Annotated in this window: 20 protein-coding genes; 7 read left to right on the top strand and 13 right to left on the bottom strand. The window is 41.7% G+C overall.

What is annotated here, in order from left to right:
* Nucleotides 1-74 precede the first annotated feature (74 nt).
* Genes ACWPKD_RS08680 through purN form a run of 5 tightly spaced genes read right to left on the bottom strand, consistent with a single transcriptional unit; the run spans nucleotide 75 to nucleotide 4,717 of the window.
* Complete coding sequence (locus ACWPKD_RS08680) at nucleotides 75-1,973, bottom strand: amidophosphoribosyltransferase (protein ID WP_455412286.1); 1,899 nt, start codon at nucleotides 1,971-1,973, stop codon at nucleotides 75-77.
* Between the two features lie 57 nt (nucleotides 1,974-2,030).
* Nucleotides 2,031-2,960, bottom strand: a complete 930-nt coding sequence (locus ACWPKD_RS08685; RefSeq protein WP_455412287.1) for a PfkB family carbohydrate kinase — start codon at nucleotides 2,958-2,960, stop codon at nucleotides 2,031-2,033.
* 57 nt (nucleotides 2,961-3,017) lie between these two features.
* Nucleotides 3,018-3,638, bottom strand: coding sequence for an START domain-containing protein (locus ACWPKD_RS08690; protein ID WP_455412288.1), 621 nt, complete (start codon nucleotides 3,636-3,638; stop codon nucleotides 3,018-3,020).
* A gap of 18 nt (nucleotides 3,639-3,656) precedes the next feature.
* Nucleotides 3,657-4,136, bottom strand: a complete 480-nt coding sequence (gene rnhA / locus ACWPKD_RS08695) for a ribonuclease HI (RefSeq protein WP_455412289.1) — start codon at nucleotides 4,134-4,136, stop codon at nucleotides 3,657-3,659.
* 11 nt (nucleotides 4,137-4,147) lie between these two features.
* A complete protein-coding gene (purN, locus tag ACWPKD_RS08700) occupies nucleotides 4,148-4,717 on the bottom strand; it encodes a phosphoribosylglycinamide formyltransferase (RefSeq protein ID WP_455412290.1) in 570 nt (189 codons plus the stop codon).
* A gap of 202 nt (nucleotides 4,718-4,919) precedes the next feature.
* Here purN and ACWPKD_RS08705 point away from each other — a divergent pair, with 202 nt between their 5' ends.
* The 6 genes from ACWPKD_RS08705 (at nucleotide 4,920) to ACWPKD_RS08730 (ending at nucleotide 10,174) form a co-directional block, all read left to right on the top strand.
* Entirely contained in the window at nucleotides 4,920-5,156 is a 237-nt protein-coding gene (locus tag ACWPKD_RS08705) for an acyl carrier protein (RefSeq protein ID WP_026980165.1), read from the top strand.
* A 192-nt stretch (nucleotides 5,157-5,348) separates the two neighbouring features.
* On the top strand, nucleotides 5,349-6,602 hold the full coding sequence (gene fabF / locus ACWPKD_RS08710; protein ID WP_455412291.1) for a beta-ketoacyl-ACP synthase II: 1,254 nt from the start codon (nucleotides 5,349-5,351) through the stop codon (nucleotides 6,600-6,602).
* Nucleotides 6,603-6,612: 10 nt separating this feature from the next.
* The gene (rnc, locus tag ACWPKD_RS08715; RefSeq protein WP_455412292.1) at nucleotides 6,613-7,362 is read left to right on the top strand and encodes a ribonuclease III; all 750 of its coding nucleotides are present in this window, start codon (nucleotides 6,613-6,615) and stop codon (nucleotides 7,360-7,362) included.
* 96 nt (nucleotides 7,363-7,458) lie between these two features.
* Nucleotides 7,459-7,944, top strand: coding sequence for an IPExxxVDY family protein (locus ACWPKD_RS08720; RefSeq protein ID WP_455412293.1), 486 nt, complete (start codon nucleotides 7,459-7,461; stop codon nucleotides 7,942-7,944).
* Between the two features lie 4 nt (nucleotides 7,945-7,948).
* Nucleotides 7,949-9,379 carry a pyruvate kinase gene (gene pyk, locus ACWPKD_RS08725; RefSeq protein WP_455412294.1) on the top strand — a complete coding sequence of 477 codons (1,431 nt, stop codon included), beginning with the start codon at nucleotides 7,949-7,951 and terminating at the stop codon, nucleotides 9,377-9,379.
* Between the two features lie 30 nt (nucleotides 9,380-9,409).
* Nucleotides 9,410-10,174, top strand: coding sequence for a Bax inhibitor-1/YccA family protein (locus ACWPKD_RS08730; RefSeq protein WP_455412295.1), 765 nt, complete (start codon nucleotides 9,410-9,412; stop codon nucleotides 10,172-10,174).
* Nucleotides 10,175-10,209: 35 nt separating this feature from the next.
* Here the strand turns inward: ACWPKD_RS08730 and dinB are convergent, their stop codons facing one another.
* Nucleotides 10,210-11,292, bottom strand: a complete 1,083-nt coding sequence (dinB, locus tag ACWPKD_RS08735; protein ID WP_455412296.1) for a DNA polymerase IV — start codon at nucleotides 11,290-11,292, stop codon at nucleotides 10,210-10,212.
* A 9-nt stretch (nucleotides 11,293-11,301) separates the two neighbouring features.
* A complete protein-coding gene (locus ACWPKD_RS08740; RefSeq protein WP_455412297.1) occupies nucleotides 11,302-13,320 on the bottom strand; it encodes a site-specific recombinase in 2,019 nt (672 codons plus the stop codon).
* A 95-nt stretch (nucleotides 13,321-13,415) separates the two neighbouring features.
* Between ACWPKD_RS08740 and ACWPKD_RS08745 the strand changes: the two genes are divergently transcribed.
* A complete protein-coding gene (locus ACWPKD_RS08745) occupies nucleotides 13,416-13,883 on the top strand; it encodes a CYTH domain-containing protein (protein WP_455412521.1) in 468 nt (155 codons plus the stop codon).
* Here the strand turns inward: ACWPKD_RS08745 and ACWPKD_RS08750 are convergent, their stop codons facing one another.
* From ACWPKD_RS08750 to ACWPKD_RS08775, 6 genes are all read right to left on the bottom strand, one after another.
* Nucleotides 13,884-14,339 (bottom strand): septal ring lytic transglycosylase RlpA family protein, encoded by a 456-nt coding sequence (locus tag ACWPKD_RS08750; RefSeq protein ID WP_455412298.1) that lies wholly within the window; start codon nucleotides 14,337-14,339, stop codon nucleotides 13,884-13,886.
* Between the two features lie 93 nt (nucleotides 14,340-14,432).
* Nucleotides 14,433-14,855, bottom strand: coding sequence for a hypothetical protein (locus tag ACWPKD_RS08755; RefSeq protein WP_455412299.1), 423 nt, complete (start codon nucleotides 14,853-14,855; stop codon nucleotides 14,433-14,435).
* 102 nt (nucleotides 14,856-14,957) lie between these two features.
* A complete protein-coding gene (locus ACWPKD_RS08760; protein WP_455412300.1) occupies nucleotides 14,958-17,156 on the bottom strand; it encodes a M12 family metallo-peptidase in 2,199 nt (732 codons plus the stop codon).
* An 87-nt stretch (nucleotides 17,157-17,243) separates the two neighbouring features.
* Complete coding sequence (locus ACWPKD_RS08765; RefSeq protein ID WP_455412301.1) at nucleotides 17,244-17,903, bottom strand: aspartate kinase; 660 nt, start codon at nucleotides 17,901-17,903, stop codon at nucleotides 17,244-17,246.
* A gap of 87 nt (nucleotides 17,904-17,990) precedes the next feature.
* Nucleotides 17,991-18,350: a YraN family protein gene (locus ACWPKD_RS08770; RefSeq protein ID WP_455412302.1), complete on the bottom strand. Its 360-nt coding sequence runs from the start codon at nucleotides 18,348-18,350 to the stop codon at nucleotides 17,991-17,993.
* On the bottom strand, nucleotides 18,351-19,247 hold the full coding sequence (locus ACWPKD_RS08775; RefSeq protein ID WP_455412303.1) for a S66 peptidase family protein: 897 nt from the start codon (nucleotides 19,245-19,247) through the stop codon (nucleotides 18,351-18,353).
* Nucleotides 19,248-19,302 lie beyond the last annotated feature (55 nt).

A 19,302-nucleotide genomic window follows, 5' to 3' on the forward strand; every position in this document is an offset into this window, starting at 1 on the left:
GGCTAGGTTTCTCATCACTCAAAAAAATCAGATAAACTGCATATAAAGTCGACGAAAAACATTTTTGTCAGATTTTAGTACGCCCTTGCGTCTTTTCCTTCGTAGAAATTCATGAAAGCACGGTTCACTACACGGTTTCCGCCATCTGTTGGGTAATTCCCGGTAAAATACCAGTCTCCCAGATTTTTAGGACAGGCTTTGTGCAAATTATCCACCGTTTGGAAAATAATTTTCACTTCGGTCTTTACTGATTCCTCCGTAAGCATTTCAGCGATTTTATCCGAGATCTCCTGATCGGTGAACGGTGCATAAATTTCTTTTACGTAATTCACCACCTCACTGTCATGGAAATGCTCCTGAGCTTTAGACTTCTGATACACTTCTTCCACAATATGATACAAGTTGCGCTCTTTCAGTAAAGCAAGTGCCGCACGGAATGCCACCAAACCTTCCAGTTTTGCCATATCGATCCCGTAACAGTCCGGATAACGGATTTGCGGTGCGGAAGACACGATTACCAGTTTCTTCGGTTGTAAACGGTCTAACATTTTGATAATGCTTTGCTTCAGAGTTGTTCCACGTACGATACTGTCATCGATGATTACCAGATTGTCGCTTTGTTTCACTACGCCGTATGTTACATCATACACGTGTGCCACCATATCGTCACGGCTGCTGTCTTCGGTGATGAAGGTTCTTAACTTCACATCTTTAATAGCGATTTTCTCCGAACGCAGTTTTACCGATAAAATCTCCTGTAATTTTTCCGCCGAAAGCGAATCCTTATTAGCAAGAATATCGTTGATCTTACGCTGGTTCAAAAAGTCGTTCGCCGCTTCCACCATTCCGTAGAAAGAGGTTTCTGCCGTATTCGGGATATAAGAGAAAACAGTGTTGTCCGTATCGTTATCAACCGCCTCTAAAACTGCCGGCATGATTAATTTTCCTAAATCTTTTCGCTCCTGATAGATTTCCGCATCGCTACCTCTTGAGAAATAAATACGCTCAAAAGAACAGGCTTTCAAAGGCAAAGCTTCACGGATTTGCTCGTCGATAACACGTCCGTCTTTTTTAACGATGATGGCGTGTCCCGGAGTGATTTCCTTAATCGACTCTAAAGGCACATTGAAAACCGTCTGGATGACAGGTCGTTCCGAAGCTACCACCACAATTTCATCATCCTGATAGTAAAACGCCGGACGGATTCCTGCAGGATCACGCGTTACAAAAGCATCACCGTGTCCTAACAAGCCTGCCATGGCATAACCGCCATCCCAGTTTTTGGAAGCTCTTTTTAAAATTCTTCCGATATCTAATTTCTCTGCTATAACAGGAGAAGCTTCTCTTTTGCTTAAACCGTCGTTTTTACACTGTTGGTATAAATCGGTTACTTCATCATCCAAGAAATGTCCGATTTTTTCCATTACGGTAACGGTATCCGCCATTTCCTTCGGATGTTGTCCCAAGCGTACCAAATCGGCAAACAATTCTTTCACATTGGTCATGTTGAAATTCCCGGCTACGATTAAGTTGCGGTGCATCCAGTTGTTCTGACGCAAAAATGGGTGAACGCTTTCAATGCTGTTTTTCCCGAATGTTCCGTAACGCACGTGCCCTAAAAACAACTCCCCGATGTACGGAATGTTGGCTTTCTGCAAGGCCACATCGTCCTGATACTCCGGATGCTGCTCTAATTCTTCGTTGATACGTTGGTTGATCTGTGCGAAAACGTCCTGAATCGGTTGTGCCTGATTCGAACGGATTCTGCTGATATAGCGTTCCCCCGGCTCCACATCCAATTTGATACTCGCCAGACCGGCACCGTCCTGTCCTCGGTTGTGCTGCTTTTCCATCAGTAAGTACATTTTCTGTACACCATAGAAAGCGGTACCGTACTTTTCTTTGTAGTACTCTAAAGGTTTTTTTAATCTTAAAAGGGCAATGCCACACTCGTGTTTTAAAGCGTCGCTCATAGTTGTTGTGTTGTATTAATTAAAAGAGCCCCGTTTCCGAGGCTCATGTATGTACTGTTAGTTTTCTAACGCGATTTCAAATTGTGTCAAGGATTTAAACTGTTGTAAACGAGTCGCAACTTCTTCCTTGCTTAACTTTTCCATTCTTTCGGTCCCGAATTTCTCCACACAGAAGGAAGCCAGGTTCGAACCGTAGATGATGGCATTTTTCATGTTGTCAAACGAAATGTTCTCGCTTTGCGTGATGAAACCTGCAAAACCACCTGCGAAAGTATCTCCTGCCCCGGTCGGGTCGAATACTTCTTCCAATGGTAAGGCCGGCGCAAAGAATACGTTTTTCCCGTTGAACAATAACGCACCGTGTTCTCCTTTTTTGATTACCACATATTTAGGTCCCATTGTATGGATTTTAGCCGCGGCTTTCACCAGCGAATATTCTCCGGACAACTGACGCGCTTCTTCATCATTAATAGTGATCACATCCACACGTTTGATAACGTCCATTAATTCCGGTAAGGCACAATCCATCCAGAAGTTCATGGTATCCAAAACCACTAATTTCGGTTTCACTTCCATCTGATCCAAAACACTGCTTTGTACCAGTGGGTGAAGGTTTCCAAGCATCACTACGTCTGCATTTTTGAAATCTGCAGGTACTTTCGGCTGGAAATCGGCCAAAACGTTCAATTGGGTATCTAAAGTATCTCTGGAATTCAAATCGTTATGGTAACGACCGCTCCAGAAAAAAGTTTTCCCGCCCTGAACTACTTCAAGACCGGAAATATCAATGTTTTTGTTTTTTAATAAATCGATGTATTCCTGAGGAAAATCGTCTCCCACTACGGAAACAATTGCTGATTTCAGGTTAAAATGAGAAGCCGAAAGACCGATATACGTACCTGCTCCACCTAAAATTTTATCGGTTTTTCCGAATGGAGTTTCAATTGCATCAAAGGCTACTGTGCCTACAATCAATAATTTATTCATAAAAGGTTTCTAATTTTGAAGCTGCAAATGTACGATTTTGTTTTGGTTCTGAAAAGCCTATTTTTTGTTAAGATTTTCAACCCGCTTCCGAAGCTCTTTAAAGGACTCAAACGGCCCTTTGGTCACCACCATATTCACCATGAATGCCGGGATACTGCCGCCAGGGTTTCCATAAATCTGCTGAATCACCAATGTTTGTTCGTCACTGATTTTTTTCAGGTACCAATAGCCTTTGAAATTTTTCAACCGGACAATCCCTGCTTTTTCTTTCAGAATGTTGTTGGCCGGCACAATGGTAATGGTTTGTTCGTTGCCTTTTTTGATAAGCGTCACACGGGAAACATGGTCCCGGTCCTGAATCGGCCATCCTAACTGATGGTTCATGTAAAAAATCCAACAGGTGTCGGACACTTTTCGGATCAGCTCGCTTTTACGGGTTTTGAAATTCCATTTTTGCAGGCTTTTGATGTCCAGGATCTGTTTTGCCACGCTGTCAATGTTGGCTTTAACCGTCATTACGGCACGGTACTGCTTGTACGGTGTAGTATCGAGTTTGGTCAGGTAAATTTTTATCCCTTCCTTGTCTAAGGCCAAATTTGTCTTCTTTTGCGCAAATCCCTGCAGGACGGCAAACAAAAGAAAAACCGTTGTATAAAAAAGAGTTTGGGACTTTTTCATCCCCTAAAGATATGAAAATCAAAACAATTGATCTTCGTCTTTTTCGTAAAAAGTGTCTATGGAAAGTTCTTTTTGCTGCGAAGCCATCACCGCCAATTCGTCACAACGCTCATTTTGCGGATGATTATTATGCCCTTTAATCCATTTGAAATCCACCTGGTGTTTGCGGTAAATTTTCAGGAAACGCATCCATAAATCCGGATTCTTTTTCCCTTTATACCCCGTTTTCTCCCAGCCAAAAACCCAGCCTTTGGTCACGGAATCCACCACGTATTTGGAATCGGACACCACCAGGACTTTTGTCCCCTGGATTTTCAGTTTCTCCAAGCCAACGATAACGGCCAGCAATTCCATCCGGTTATTAGTAGTCAGCCGGAAACCTTCAAAGAATTCTTTTTTATAAGGTTTGCCCACCCATTCCAATATCACACCGTAGCCACCCGGGCCCGGATTACCTTTGGCGGCACCGTCTGTATAAATATGGACTTCGTGGTTCAATAGTGAATGAGTTATGAGTTATGAGTTATGAGTTTTTCAACCACCAACGGAAAATGCCTGTATTCCAACTCATGTACTTTTTGGGCAATTGCTTCAGGGGTACTGCAATCTTCAACATTCACGGAAGCCTGAAAAATAATCGCGCCTTCGTCATAATGTTCGTTTACATAATGGATGGAAATTCCGGTTTCTTTGTCCTTGTTTTCCAGTACCGCTTTGTGCACGTTCATGCCGTACATGCCTTTTCCGCCATATTTTGGCAGCAGCGCCGGATGTACGTTAACTACTTTATCAGGATATTGGGCAATGATCTCCGCCGGAAACATTAACAGAAAACCGGCCAACACAATCAAATCGGGTTGAATGGCATTGATTTTGTCCAGTATTGTGCCGTCGGAAAGCTCTGTTTTATTGAAAACAATCGTTTGAACATTTTGATTTTCAGCGCGTTCCAAAACTTTGGCATGCGGATTGTTAGTCAATACCGCGACTACGTTCCCTTGACTTTTGTTTTTGAAATGTAATATGATGTTCTCGGCATTCGATCCCGATCCGGAAGCAAAAATTACTATTTTTTTCATTTACCCTGTAATTTTATGATTACCCAGAAAACAAGCGTTTTCACGTTGCAAAAAAAAGAATAATAAATGATAATAAATAAAAAATGAAAGTCTTTGTAAAATTATTTTTTTAATTTCGTAGTCACATTTAGTAACAAAAACGTTGTTTTAAAATAAAGTTTTTTATTTTTGCCAACAAATTAAATTTAAAAATTAAAAAATTATGTCAGACATTGCATCAAGAGTAAAGGCGATTATCGTAGACAAATTAGGTGTTGACGAAAACGAAGTTGTTTCAGAAGCAAGCTTCACTAACGATTTAGGAGCTGATTCATTAGACACTGTTGAGCTAATCATGGAATTCGAAAAAGAATTCGACATTCAAATTCCAGACGACCAAGCTGAGAACATCTCTACTGTTGGTCAGGCTATCTCTTACATCGAAGAAGCTAAAAAATAATAACCGATAGACATCCCATGTGTTCCGAGAATGCATGGGTGTTATTATTTTTTTTAGATTTTTTTTGATAAAAAGCGACAATACTGATTGGGAACAATCAAAAAAATAAAACTTAATTACCCATGTTTCCTTTACAGCATAAGAAAGTAACATGGGTATTATTTGTTTAAATACAATTGTAAATAACACATTATGGCATTAAAGCGAGTTGTAGTAACAGGTTTAGGCGCGTTAACCCCGATTGGCAATAACATTCAGGAATACTGGGATGGATTGATAAACGGAAGAAGCGGTGCTGCCCCAATAACATATTACGATACCGAAAAACACAAAACCAAATTCGCCTGTGAAGTAAAAGGCTTCAACATCGAGGATTATATGGATCGTAAAGAAGCTCGCCGATTGGACAAATTTGCCCAATATGCCATTGCCGCGAGTGACGAAGCGATTAAAGATGCAGGCATTACTCCTGAAAACATTGACAAATACAGAGTTGGTGTTATCTGGGGCGCTGGAATCGGAGGTTTGGAGACCTTCCAGGAAGAAGTAATGAATTACGCTAAAGGAGACGGGACCCCGCGTTTCAATCCTTTCTTCATCCCGAAAATGATTGCCGATATTGCTCCGGGACACATTTCCATGAGAAATGGTTTTATGGGACCGAATTACACTACGGTTTCTGCTTGCGCGTCGTCTGCCAATGCCTTGGTGGATGCGTTCAACTACATCCGTTTAGGCATGTGTGACGTGATTGTTTCCGGAGGTTCGGAAGCAGCTGTGACCATTGCCGGTATGGGCGGATTCAACTCCATGCAGGCTTTATCCACCAGAAATGAAAGTCCGGAAACTGCGTCAAGACCTTTTGATGCTACCCGTGACGGTTTCGTTTTAGGAGAAGGTGCAGGAGCCTTAATTTTAGAAGAATACGAACACGCAAAAGCGCGTGGTGCGAAAATATACTGCGAAGTTGGTGGTGGAGGTTTATCTTCGGATGCTTACCACTTGACAGCGCCGCATCCGGAAGGAATCGGTGTAATTGCCGTAATGAAAAACTGTTTGAGAGACGCAGGCATGAACCCGGAAGATGTAGACCACATCAACACTCACGGAACATCCACGCCACTTGGAGACGTTGCGGAATTAAAAGCGATCAGTGCTGTTTTTGGGGATCATGCTAAAAACATCAACATCAATTCGACAAAATCCATGACCGGACACTTGTTGGGTGCCGCCGGAGCTATCGAAGCCATTGCCTCTATTTTAGCAATGCAGCACGGTATCGTTCCGCCAACCATCAACCATTCGGTGGTAGACGAAAATATCGACCCAAGTTTGAACCTTACTTTAAACCAACCTCAAAAAAGAGACGTGAAAGTTGCCATGAGTAACACTTTCGGTTTCGGAGGTCACAATGCTTGTGTATTGTTTAAAAAATTAGAGTCATAAGACTTTTGGTATGAAAAGAATCATCAAGAAAATATTTTCAAATTCCCGCTCTGCTGAAGACGGGATTTTTTTTGATGAACTGCATAGAATACTGGGCTTTCAGCCTACGGATATCAACCATTACCGTGTGGCGTTCACCCATCGCTCCATGAACAAAATGGATGAAAAAGGCAATCCGTTAAACTATGAGCGCCTTGAATTTTTAGGCGATGCTATGCTGGGTTCGGTAATTGCAGCCCATTTGTTCAATGAGGTACCCACCGGAGACGAAGGCTATTTGACCAAAATGCGTTCCAAAATCGTAAGCCGCGACCACCTGAACGAATTGGGGAAAGACCTGAATCTGATCAAATATGTGGAAAGCAAAGTGTCCGCCCAACATTTCGGGGAAAACATCCACGGGAATCTTTTTGAAGCCTTGCTTGGCGCAATTTACCTGGACAAAGGCTTTTCATACTGTGAGAAATTCATCCACAAAAAGGTGATTATTCCCTACGTGGATATTCCCAAACTGGAAGGTAAAGTCATCAGCTATAAGAGTTTGGTGATCGAATGGTGCCAGAAAGAAAAAAAATCCTTCCATTACGATGTTTTTGAAGACAACGGCAACGAAGGTGTAAAATATTTCGGTGTTAAACTGAAAATCGACAACAAAATTGTGGCCCGTGCGCGTGCGACTTCCAAGAAAAAGGCTGAAGAAAAAGCTTCACAACGCGCCTATTTCGCCTTTCAGGAAAAAATGAGCAACCGAAACAACTAACCACGACCATTCGGCTTACTAAATTATCGTTAACAACACCCCCCCGCTGTTTTTTTCAACCTTTTATGTGTTATATTTACATATCAAAAACAAAAAATGGCCATCATCAAATTACAGATTGACGACTTCATTTCGGTAGATTACGAACTAATCGCCATCCATTCCACTTTGGAGGATTACCGGCTGGCGTATTTCATCAATCAGAAATTAGGGGTGTCCTTTGAAAAAAGCCAGAACGATATCGGCATCCAGATTCCGGAAGGAAAAAGCCATTTTTCGCGATTCATTTTTGATGATCTGGAAAACGAGCTGTACTGGAACCTGATTCCAAACAAAACCAAAGTCGTAAGCCGACAAACCAAAGCGACTTCGTTATTCGAAGGGACAGAATTGGACATTGCCACCAATCTTTACCTGCTTCCCGAGATGAAAAAAGTCGATTATCTGTTAAAAATAGAACAGGTGGATGATTATTTTGATGCCGACAAACTGGTGGACGACCTGCTGAGCATCAAACAGATTGCCACAACCTATAAAATTGAACAAAGCAAATTGAAATCGAAAAACAATTTAATATTCTGATACAATGCCAACTAGAAAAAAGACGAAAATTGTAGCGACACTTGGCCCGGCCTGCAGCACGAAGGAAGTGATTAAGGACATGATCGATGCCGGCGTAAACGTTTTTAGAATTAACTTTTCCCATGCCGATTATACCGATGTACAGGAACGCATCGACATCATCCGAGGCCTGAACGAAGAATTCGGATACACTACCTCTATTTTAGCCGATTTACAAGGCCCGAAACTTCGCGTAGGGGTAATGAAAGAAGATGTAGTGGTAAGCAAAGGGGACAAAATCACCTTCACCACCAAAGAAGACATTTTAGGTACTTCCGAAAAAGTATACATGAATTACAAAGAATTCCCTAAGGACGTAAATCCCGGGGAACGCATCTTACTGGACGACGGAAAGCTGATTTTCGAAGTGGTAAAAACCGATAAGAAAACCGAAGTAGAAGCTGTAGTAGTTCAGGGCGGTCCGCTGAAATCCAAAAAGGGCGTAAACCTTCCCAACACTAAAGTATCCTTGCCGGCTTTAACGGAAAAGGACATCCGCGATGCCTTGTTTGCCATCAAGGCACAGGTAGACTGGATTGCGCTTTCTTTTGTAAGAACTTCGGAAGATTTAAAAGATTTACGTGATTTGATTTCGGCCAATTCCGACCATAAAATCCCGGTTATCGCCAAAATTGAAAAACCGGAAGCCGTGGAAAATATAGATAAAATCGTCGCGTATTGCGATGGTTTAATGGTAGCCCGTGGGGATTTAGGAGTGGAAATACCGGCCCAGGAAGTTCCGCTGATTCAAAAGAAATTGGTGCACCGCGCCAAAACCGCCCGAATACCGGTAATCATCGCTACCCAAATGATGGAAACCATGATCACCAGCCTTACGCCTACCCGCGCGGAAGTGAACGACGTGGCCAACTCGGTAATGGACGGAGCCGATGCAGTAATGCTTTCCGGAGAAACTTCTGTAGGTAACTATCCGGTTCAGGTAATCGAGACCATGACCAAAATCATTGAAAGCGTGGAAGATTCCCCTTTAATCCAGGTACCGCAGAACCAACCGCAAATCAAGACCAACCGTTACATCACCAAAAACATCTGTTATCACGCAGCGGTTTTGGCCAACGATATTGATGCTAAAGCGATTACGACCTTGACCAACAGTGGCTATACGGCCTTTCAGGTTTCGGCGTGGCGACCGCATTCCCACGTTTTGGTGTTTACCTCCAACAAACGTATCCTGACGCAATTGAATCTGCTTTGGGGTGTAAATGCTTTTTTCTACGACAAATTTGTAAGTACCGATGATACCATCGACGACATCAATGCAATTTGTAAAGAAAGAGGCTTTGTAAAACAGGGCGACATGTTGGTCAACCTTGCCGCAATGCCGGTAAACGCAAAAGGAATGGTGAATACGCTGAGAATTTCAGAAATTGAATAACATCACAACATTAAGCTTACACAACCTATTATGAATTCAAGAAATCCGTTTTTTAAGAACAAAACCTTCAACAACACCAGCAGAGCTGCAGAAGGTATTGACGAAACCATTAGAGTAGAACAATTTGAAGCCATGACCGTTTCAGGAACCGTTAATAAAAGTTTTATTTTGCTTTTGTTGCTTACCTGTGCTGCATTGGTTACCTGGGGACTTGCCATAGCAGGTTACAACCCGTTTATCTTAACCATTGGAGGTGCGATTATCGGATTGATACTTGTATTAATCGCCTCTTTCAAACCACATTTATCAGGCTATTTAGCACCGGGCTATGCTTTATTTGAAGGGCTTTTCATCGGAGGGCTTTCCGCAGTTTTTGAAAGCATGTATCCGGGGCTTGTCATTCAAGCGGTAGGCGCCACTTTTGTTACCTTCGTGGTTTGTTTAGGCCTATACAAATATCAGGTAATCAAAGTGACTGAACGATTCCGTTCCGTGGTAATTGCCGCTACCATGGCGGTAGTGTCTTTTTATCTGATTACTTGGGTGATGGCTTTTTTCATCGATTTCCAACCGATTCACCAAGGAAATTCTTTATTAAGCATCGGCATCAGCGTATTCGTAGTGGCTTTGGCCGCATTAAATCTTTTCCTTGATTTTGACAATATAGAAAAAGGAGCTGCCAATCGTTTGCCAAAACATATGGAATGGTTTGGAGCTATGGGACTGATGATCACACTGGTGTGGTTGTATGTGGAATTCCTTCGACTGCTTGCTAAATTGTCCAGCAGAGATTAATCATAACACAAGGGCCTTCGGGCTCTTTTTTATTTTTAGAACTCAAACCTCAGCTGGACCACGACTGCTTTTTTGGTTTCGGTATTCAGATTGTGGAGCGAGATGCCGAGCAGGCGCACGGATTCTTTCATCTTTTCCTGATACAATAATTCTTTAGCGGTTTCGAGGATCAGGCTTTTATCGGCTATAAAATATTGCAGCGTTTTGCTTCGGGTTTGCAGGGTAAAATCGGAATATTTGATTTTCAGGGTAACGGTTTTCCCGGCAATTTTGCTTTTCTGAAGACGACGTTCCAATTCTTTGGCAATACTTTCCAGACGTTCTTCCATGAAAATTTCCGAAGATAAATTCACATTAAACGTTCGTTCGGCACCCACTGATTTCAAGGTACGGTTCGGTTTCACTTTACTGTAACTGATGCCTCTTGCCAGATTGTAAAACGATTTGCCGCTGTTGCCGAAATGTTGCTCCAGATAGTCCAGCGATTTGCTTTTCAGATCGGCTCCGGTAAAAATTCCCAACTGATACATACGCTCGGCAGTCACTTTCCCAACCCCAAAAAATTTCTTGACGTCCAGCGCTTCCAAAAAAGGTTCCACTTCGTCAGGATTCACGGTTTTTTGTCCGTTGGGTTTGTTGTAATCGGAAGCAATTTTCGCCACAAATTTATTCACCGAAATCCCGGCGGAAGCGGTTAGTCCTACTTCTTCAAAAATGCGCTTGCGGATTTCCTGGGCAATCAGGGTCGCACTGGGAATACCTTTCTTGTTCTCGGTTACATCCAGATACGCCTCGTCCAAGGAAAGCGGTTCTACCAAATCGGTGTAGTCTAAAAATATTTTGCGGATTTTTTTGGAGATTTCTTTGTAACGGTCAAAACGGGGACGCACAAAAATAAGTTCAGGGCACAGTTTTTTGGCCATATAGCCACTCATGGCACTACGCACCCCAAACTTCCGGGCCTCATAACTGGCTGCCGAAACCACACCGCGTACTTCACTGCCCCCAACCGCCAAAGGCTTTCCTTTAAGCGAGGGATCATCCATCTGTTCCACGGAAGCATAGAAAGCGTCCATGTCGACGTGGATAATTTTTCGGTATTGTGCTTCCGACTCCATCTTTCAAAATTACTTTTCTTTTACCGGAAAGAAAAACGCGGATGGTTGCTTTTTAAAATAAGTCAAAACTGATTTGTTCAGAAAACGGATTTCCGAAAAAGGAATGTTGCGGGAACGAAGGGCCAATGTTAAAGACAACGAGAAACTCACTATAAAGTTCACAAACCCAATAACCCCAATACCCGCAATGCCCCAAAACAACATCCAGTTTGAAATCTGAAAATCATGACCGTACAAGCCTAAAGCTAAGTTACCGCTTACAAACGTAATGTGACGAATATCCAAATCCAAACCAATAAAAGCACCAACCGAAGCCGTGCTCCCCATAAAAACACCAAACCAGAAATTAGAGATAACACCCGGCCAGTTGTTCTCAATCCAATTGGCTAATCTTTTGGTTTTTTCCACGCCGAAAGTCATCTTTAAAAAGGGATGCTCCTGAATGCGATAGTACACCTGATGGTGCTTGTTGCGGTTAGAAACACTACCCGATATGATTCCCGACAGAAAGAGAAAAACCCCGGCAATAGCCGCATGAAAAATAGCAGGCGAGTCCACAGGACTGATATCCGTGATTAGTTTATGCCATTTAACTGCTGCAATATTATACTGAAACAGCAAATCGATAAGCCAGATGCCAAGCAGGGAAACCGGAAAAGCCACAAATACATTCCCTACAAAAGCAATGAACTGGGAGCGGAACAAGCGTGCAAAAAGCTGCGCAAACGAACTGTGTTTTTCACCATTTTTATTAGGTCGTTTCATACCGTCTTCCAAGGTTTTGGCAATAGTAGTTGCGGTCATGGCAGGTTGCTTAGTAGCCAAAGCAAAACCCAAAAGGAAAATGGCGATGAATCCGAAAGCGTAATTCATACTGTACAAAAAAGCATGCCCGAAATAACTGGCATCGATTTTACCCAAAAGCACTTTAAAAATACACAAAAAACCAACCACTAATCCGGCGCCCATCGCTGCTTTCAGCATCTGAAAATATTCGCCGGAAGTCTCGGTAATATAGTGCTCACCTGTTTTAGCCGTGTGTTGCGTAATTTCATAGGAAAGCAATTGGGTGCTTTCGTTAATCAGTTTCCCGACATTGTTTTTGAAACAATTGTATTTAATCAGTTGCAAAGCGAGTTGAATCGTATTGTCTTTTTTATCGGCTTCCTTATTAACAAGCAATAAAGAGGCGATAACCTTCAACCGGTACAACTGTTGCCGTATACGAAGCAAACTTTGATTCACTTTAAGTGAAATCCCATATTTGGAACTGTTGGCAAACGCTTTTTCAACATAGTCCTCACATTGTTTGTGGAGGATCAAGAATTGTCTGTAATGCAGGTTCTCCGATGCAATATAACGCTGTTCCCGAACCTCTTTTTCCATCTGAAGAAATTCTTTTTCCATCGCCACAAAAGGACTGTCGAAAGCATCGTATTCCGGCACCATTTTGATAACATCACTTTCCATGGCGCGTCCGCTCATGCGTTGGGACAGTAAGGCCATAGCATTTAAAACTTCGGATACCGGAGACAATTCCCTGGTTGTGCCAAATATGTCTGAAAAATGCAGCATTTCAAAAAGACGATACAGTTCTTCTTTTGGAATTTTGTTAACCCAAATGGTATCCGTATCCAAATAAAAAACCTGATTCAAAACGTATTCTAAAGTATCCTTATCGGGCTGATACGGCAAAAGTTTGGCGATCAATCTTTTTTTAACTTCGTACAGAAAATCGGCATCTTTTAAAATACCGGCATCCGAAAGCATCCGGCTGTACTTTCTTTCGGTAAAAACATGTTTCAGATATTGGATTAAAAGTCCTTTTTCAATGGGATTTTCGGCAAGGAACAACAACAATTGTCCGATGGAAACGGTTTTTTCTTTTGGATTGGACGGACGTAAAAAATGAATCAGCTCCATCAGGAAATCCAGATTGTCCGATGCAGAGCAGGTTCTGCTACTGAAATGGTTTTCGAATATCCCGGCTATGTTTTGTGTGGATTTCACTCGTCTTCCTAAATTCATAATCACTTCTTTTGGCGCTACTCTTCCGGTAAAAATACAATTTGAGCCATTTATTTTTCTTAACTTGCTCCTAAATTATGTCAATTTATTTACAAATGCTGGAAATCGAACGCAAATTTCTGGTTACTTCCACCGAATTCAAAACGGAAGCCATAACCCAAAACCGAATTGTTCAGGGCTATCTGAATTCCAATCCAGAACGCACGGTACGTGTTCGTATTAAGGGCAACAAAGGCTTTTTGACCATTAAAGGAAAGGGTAATGCAACAGGGGTTTCGCGTTTGGAATGGGAAACAGAAATCCCATTACCGGAAGCTGAACTGCTGCTCCCACTTTGCGAACCGGGAACGATTGATAAAATCCGTTATGAAATCCCTTTTGGAAAGCATCTTTATGAAGTGGATGTTTTTTCAGGTGACAATGAAGGCTTAACCGTAGCAGAAATCGAACTTACCGATGAAAACGAATTTTTTGAAAAACCCGATTGGTTGGGCACTGAAGTCACTAACGACGAAAGGTATTACAACGCATACCTAAGCCATCATCCCTACAAATCCTGGTAATTAATCTTTAACGATTTCCAGATCGACATTCAAAAACCCTCGCCCCTTGGCATGGGAAATTTCCATAAAGGCTCTTTTAGTTAAATCGATTTCACGCCCTCGGGTAAACGGGCCTCTGTCAGTAACGGTTACAATCACTGATTTTTTATTAGCCGGATTGGTTACTTTCAGCTTGGTCCCAAAAGGTAATTTTTTATGGGCTGCCGTCAGTTTTTTATTGTCGAAACGTTTACCGCTGGCTGTTTTTCTGCCATTAAACTTATCGTGATAGTAGGAAGCGTGAACGGCTTTTTTATACGGTCGGAATTTCAGGTTCAATCCTAAGGAATCCTCGGGAATCGTATCGGTTGCTTTGGTCTGGGTTTTAAATTTAGCGTGTATTTTTTCACTAGTAAAGCTACTGGCAAAAAAGACAAATAGGAAAAGAAGTAAAATTGGAGCTATAACTTTTTTCATCTGTTTTCTTTTAAATGAATTTATCTAGTCAAGAAACATGCCACAAGATAAGAAATGCCCTCTGCGGGGCATTCAGGTTTTTACAGATTGGTATTATTTAAACCACAAATCCCATGGGATTCTGCTGATTAAAAACAATAACCCTGCCGTATAGAGGAACGCAATTTTTTTGAACTTTCCTAAATCGGTCGTTTCTTTTTTGTGCTTGGACCAACCTACAGTGATCAGCGCGATAGCCAAAATATTTACCAACGGGTGTTCAAGAGATGTTAAACGGGCTTGTGTTTCCATATTCCCCAATAAGTTGAATCCGACCGGAGAAACAAAATACAGCACTAATCCCAAAACCAATTGCAGGTGACAGAAAATCAAGGCAAACAAAGAAATTTTTCGGTCTTTGTCGGTAAACACTTTCTTTGATCCGTAACCTATAAAAGCGTTGATCACTGCTAGTAACAAAACGGTTAACGCCAAATAAGCTACGCCGGAGTGGGCTTTCTGAATGATATCGTACATACTTTTAGTTTTTGATAGATAAACAAATATAGAGAATTAAAAACAAATAACCCGCTAATTAAAAATTAACGGGTTACTTTTTAGCGGATAAATCTTATAAACTTATTGTTTGAAGACTTTAAAATTCACGATCTGATTGTCTATTTTCATTTTGAAAAAGTAGGTTCCTGTCGAGAATGCCGACAAATCCACTTTGGTGTTCAAATCATTTACTTTACCGGAATGCAACAGCCTTCCCTCCACATTGTACACCATGATTTCTTCAATGTTGTTTTGCGATTTGATGGTTACTATCCCGTTGGTCGGGTTCGGATAATAAGCATAATCGATATAGGTATTCTCCCCAACGCCCAATGCTGAAAGACAAGACGTTGTCGCCGCCCAGCCCTGATCGGTCACGCCGGCATCCGAATAGAATCGAATCGTTAAAGCACCGTCTGATGAAGTGGATTCAAAAGGACCAGGAATCGTAGTCCCAGTGTAACCTGCATCATCGAACAAAGGTGCTGCAGTACTGGCTCCGTTATAAACATAGAAATAATCAAAACCGTCTTCCAGGGAGAAGCTTGTAAAATTCAAACGAATCCTGTTGTTGGCCACACTTGGAATCAGGGTTCTTACAAAACTCTGATTGTCCGTATAATTTCCACTGTTTCCTCCCGTATCGGTCAAAGTAATACCATTACAATAATTGGCTTCGGTCAAGAAAATATATTCTCTTGTAGTCGGTGTCATACTGCCACAATCCGGTTTTACGCGGAATTTATAGTAGGTATTTGGCGAAAGTCCGGTAGCCGTAAAACTGTTTGTAGTCGCATTGTTCCACACCGGTGCGTTGCTGGCGAAAGGCAATACCGCCACCTGCCAGTTATTCTCAGTCGTTACATCGTTCCAGGTAATAGTGGCTGTACTGGTTCCGGCATTATAATCTGCATTGATAGAAGCCACCCCGTTAATACAAACGTTGATACAATCTGTACTCAAACAGGTTCTGGAGTTGACGAAATTTAAAATTGCAGCACTCGGCTGAGGCCCGAAACCATTTGCTAAGCTAATGCCCACACCGCCAACCAAATGACAGTAACTCATTATGGTTCCTTTTACCGCAGCAGTTGGAATCGTCGGTGGACTTGTCATACAGGAATACCCTTCTGCACTGGCGCCAATGGCATACGGCGCACAGTTATCGATAGCGGTACCGTTCCCGTTCCAAACACAGGCATGGGTATGACGCGATCCTATATTGTGTCCAAACTCGTGAGTGATCACCTGTACGGTCCAGGAATAGGTAGGAACCGTGGCATAACTTAAGTTCACGTCGGAATATACATAATTACTAGAAGTACACAATCTTCCGATTCCCATGGAAACCCCTCCCAGTCCTCCGGCATCAATTCCTACCAACTGGCCTACATCACCATCAAATACTGGGCGTACTTCTTTGAATTTATTCAGATAATCACTGGAACCTGTCCCCACACCTTCATAAGGGTCCTGAGTCGTCCAGATAAACGTTGATTTTAAGGAAACCGTAATCCCGTCGTTGTTGTACAGGGTTTGCATGTTGTTAAAAACCGACGTCATCCAGTTCAGAGTGGTTGTGGTGTTGCTCCCGTTGGACAGGTAAAGGTTGTTGTCAATTTCAAAATAGGTGGCCACACAATTGGTACTGTTGGGCGATTGGGTGTTAGCCTTACGCAATTCTTCCTCAAAATCCTCGCTCACCTCATCGGAAGTATGGCATTCCGCATCGTTAGCCACTTTCAATTTTTGATCTTCGTAGAGAATATAATCTGAAGTATTGCCCTGCACATCGATTTTTCCGATCACCAGATTGCTTAATTCCGAACTGGAAATTATCGCATTCAGTTCGCCTTCAAAAAAGTTAAAGGAAACCAGGGATGTGTAATCGCCTTCAATAATCCCTTTGTAGTATACACCGGGCGTGTAGGCAATGTTTTTTTGTTTGTCGGTATCGGCATGAAAACCTTCCGCTAAAAGATCTGCCTTGTACAAAAGCAAACTAAGCGTTCTGTTGTGATAGGGAATTTCAACCTTGATGTTCTGGTAAGCCTTGGAAACCAGATCATTTACACTGCGGACATCAATAATTGCCAGTTGGGCGTCGTCTACAGTTTTTTGGATATTGGCATTAGGTGTTTGAGCATTAGCCACCAAAGGGATGACTTTGTGATACTCGGTCTTGGCGGCATTTAATTGTTGTATCTTTTGTCCGATTTTATGCTGACCGAACGCACAAACACAACAAAAAAACGCCAGGATTTGGGTTAGTTTTTTCATAAGTAGTTAGTTTTAGTTGCCCAAAAATAATTATTTTAATCGAAACTAACCTTTTGCTGGTATAAAGTTGTCTTTTACAGGGTTATATTATGTATTCTTTAAGTCTTTTATTACTTTAAACGCCTGATCTACTTGTTCTTCACTCACGATGATGGTAAATTCAAAATTAGTGGAGATTACCTCACAGATGTTGATCCCTTCCCATGCTAATCTTTGGAAAACGTAGTAAAATAATCCCGGAACCCCAACGTTGTCTTTTGGAAGTTTTACCGTTACTGAAGCCAGGTTTTCCACTTTATGGATCCATCTCTCATCTGCAAAATGCTTGTCCATCAAATGACTAACCGAGTCACTTACGATAATATTGGTTTCGTTAACCCCTCTTGAAGACGTGTAAAAAACATCCGGAAAATGACTGATTTCAGAAATAAATTCCGCCTGTCTGTTTAATACTTTCGGGTTAATGGTAAAATTGTAATCCACTAAAGAAGAGCGCACGGTAATTTCTCCCAAATTCTTAAGTACTTTTTCAACTTTATGGTTCAAACGGAACTCCAATTCTTCTGAAAGCCTTTTCAAAGCCATCACGATTGCTCCCTGTTTTACCTCTTTATCCATTTCATGCTCCAACTCACCTTGGATTACTCTGGCTAACGAAGTCAGGTTAACAATTCCCAACGAAAGACCGTTAAGAAGGAAAGGCTTATTTTTAATATAATTTTCAACTACAGAAGAGATTGTTTTCATAGCAGAACGTGTTGTTAGAATTTAAGTCGTGTTTTAAAAATTTGGGCAATTTAAGATTAAAAACAATATGTTATAGTTATAACAATGTTAAAAGTGATAAAATGCATCTTGAAGATGTTCGATTTCAAATTTGGTTGCGTCCTTTTTTACAGCAATAATATCAAAACGTATGTTAAAATCTGCCTTGCAACGGGTAACATACTCATCCACAGCTTTTACCAGTAATTTAATTTTTTTTGGATTTACAAAATCCTGAGGGTTACCAAAACTCAAATTAGAACGCGTTTTTACTTCGACTATTGCCAGCACCTCATTTTTTTGAGCAATAATATCTATTTCGGCTTTTTGCCAGGTCCAGTTCCGTTCCAGAATTTGATAGCCTTCTTTGATCAGATGGGCTACAGCCAAATCCTCACCCTGTTTTCCTAAATCGTTGTGCTCGGCCATTTATTGGAACTCTAAAATGATTTGATCCTTGTTCACCTCAAATTCAACTTCCTTGCCTAAAATAAGGGTTCGGTTGTCCTTCTGATGCCCGGATGGGAAATAAAAACACACCGGGATATTATACGCTTTGGCAATTTCAGTAATAATTCCCACTTCATTCTGTCCAAACGGAATTTCATTGTCGTGCATATCGGTCATGCTCCCTACGATCAAACCTTTTACATTATCCAGATAGCCGTTTCGTTTCAGATTTTGCATCATACGGTCGATGTGGTACAGGTACTCGTCCAAATCTTCAATGAAAAGGATTTTTCCCTTGGTATCCAAAGAGGATTTCGAACCCAAAAGACTGTACAATATAGAAAGGTTCCCCCCTACCAGCTGTCCTTTTGCCTTTCCTTGCAGTTCGTAGCCTTTGGTTTCCACCACATATTTTAGGTGTTCCCCGAAAAGGGCTTTCCTCAAAGTTTCTTTGACTTCTTCCGGAGCTTTGGGTACGGTAAAAGGCATAATGGAATGTAACGTAGCAATCCCTAAAGTATTCAGGTGGCTGTGCAAAACCGTAACATCACTGAAACCCATAATCCATTTCGGATGCTTTTTAAACTTTGAAAAATTCAGGCTGTCGATAATTCGCACTGTTCCGTAACCGCCACGTGCACACCAGATTGCTTTGACGTTATCATCGTCCAGCATTGCCTGCAAATCTTCGGCACGTTCTTTATCGGTTCCGCCCAACTGGCAACTGTCCAGACCAATGGTCTTACCTAATTTCACTTCCAAACCCCACGATTTCAACAAATCGATGGCCGGTTGTGCTTCTTCGGGGAAAAATTTTCGGGCGGTACAAACCAAGGCAACGGTGTCACCTTTTTTAAGATACGGTGGAATTTTCATACGTTTTTGAGAATATCCCTCAAAACTAACCATAAATAGAATAGTCGCAAACAAT

It is taken from the genome of Flavobacterium pedocola, assembly GCF_053764385.1.

Excerpts from the sequence above, each read along its gene's own strand:
- ACWPKD_RS08680 (WP_455412286.1), bottom strand. The coding sequence starts at position 1,973 with ATGAGCGACGCTTTAAAACACGAGTGTGGCATTGCCCTTTTAAGATTA.
- ACWPKD_RS08685 (WP_455412287.1), bottom strand. The coding sequence starts at position 2,960 with ATGAATAAATTATTGATTGTAGGCACAGTAGCCTTTGATGCAATTGAA.
- ACWPKD_RS08690 (WP_455412288.1), bottom strand. The coding sequence starts at position 3,638 with ATGAAAAAGTCCCAAACTCTTTTTTATACAACGGTTTTTCTTTTGTTT.
- purN (WP_455412290.1), bottom strand. The coding sequence starts at position 4,717 with ATGAAAAAAATAGTAATTTTTGCTTCCGGATCGGGATCGAATGCCGAG.
- ACWPKD_RS08705 (WP_026980165.1), top strand. The coding sequence starts at position 4,920 with ATGTCAGACATTGCATCAAGAGTAAAGGCGATTATCGTAGACAAATTA.
- fabF (WP_455412291.1), top strand. The coding sequence starts at position 5,349 with ATGGCATTAAAGCGAGTTGTAGTAACAGGTTTAGGCGCGTTAACCCCG.
- rnc (WP_455412292.1), top strand. The coding sequence starts at position 6,613 with ATGAAAAGAATCATCAAGAAAATATTTTCAAATTCCCGCTCTGCTGAA.
- ACWPKD_RS08720 (WP_455412293.1), top strand. The coding sequence starts at position 7,459 with ATGGCCATCATCAAATTACAGATTGACGACTTCATTTCGGTAGATTAC.
- pyk (WP_455412294.1), top strand. The coding sequence starts at position 7,949 with ATGCCAACTAGAAAAAAGACGAAAATTGTAGCGACACTTGGCCCGGCC.
- ACWPKD_RS08730 (WP_455412295.1), top strand. The coding sequence starts at position 9,410 with ATGAATTCAAGAAATCCGTTTTTTAAGAACAAAACCTTCAACAACACC.
- dinB (WP_455412296.1), bottom strand. The coding sequence starts at position 11,292 with ATGGAGTCGGAAGCACAATACCGAAAAATTATCCACGTCGACATGGAC.
- ACWPKD_RS08740 (WP_455412297.1), bottom strand. The coding sequence starts at position 13,320 with ATGAATTTAGGAAGACGAGTGAAATCCACACAAAACATAGCCGGGATA.
- ACWPKD_RS08745 (WP_455412521.1), top strand. The coding sequence starts at position 13,416 with ATGCTGGAAATCGAACGCAAATTTCTGGTTACTTCCACCGAATTCAAA.
- ACWPKD_RS08750 (WP_455412298.1), bottom strand. The coding sequence starts at position 14,339 with ATGAAAAAAGTTATAGCTCCAATTTTACTTCTTTTCCTATTTGTCTTT.
- ACWPKD_RS08755 (WP_455412299.1), bottom strand. The coding sequence starts at position 14,855 with ATGTACGATATCATTCAGAAAGCCCACTCCGGCGTAGCTTATTTGGCG.
- ACWPKD_RS08760 (WP_455412300.1), bottom strand. The coding sequence starts at position 17,156 with ATGAAAAAACTAACCCAAATCCTGGCGTTTTTTTGTTGTGTTTGTGCG.
- ACWPKD_RS08765 (WP_455412301.1), bottom strand. The coding sequence starts at position 17,903 with ATGAAAACAATCTCTTCTGTAGTTGAAAATTATATTAAAAATAAGCCT.
- ACWPKD_RS08770 (WP_455412302.1), bottom strand. The coding sequence starts at position 18,350 with ATGGCCGAGCACAACGATTTAGGAAAACAGGGTGAGGATTTGGCTGTA.
- ACWPKD_RS08775 (WP_455412303.1), bottom strand. The coding sequence starts at position 19,247 with ATGAAAATTCCACCGTATCTTAAAAAAGGTGACACCGTTGCCTTGGTT.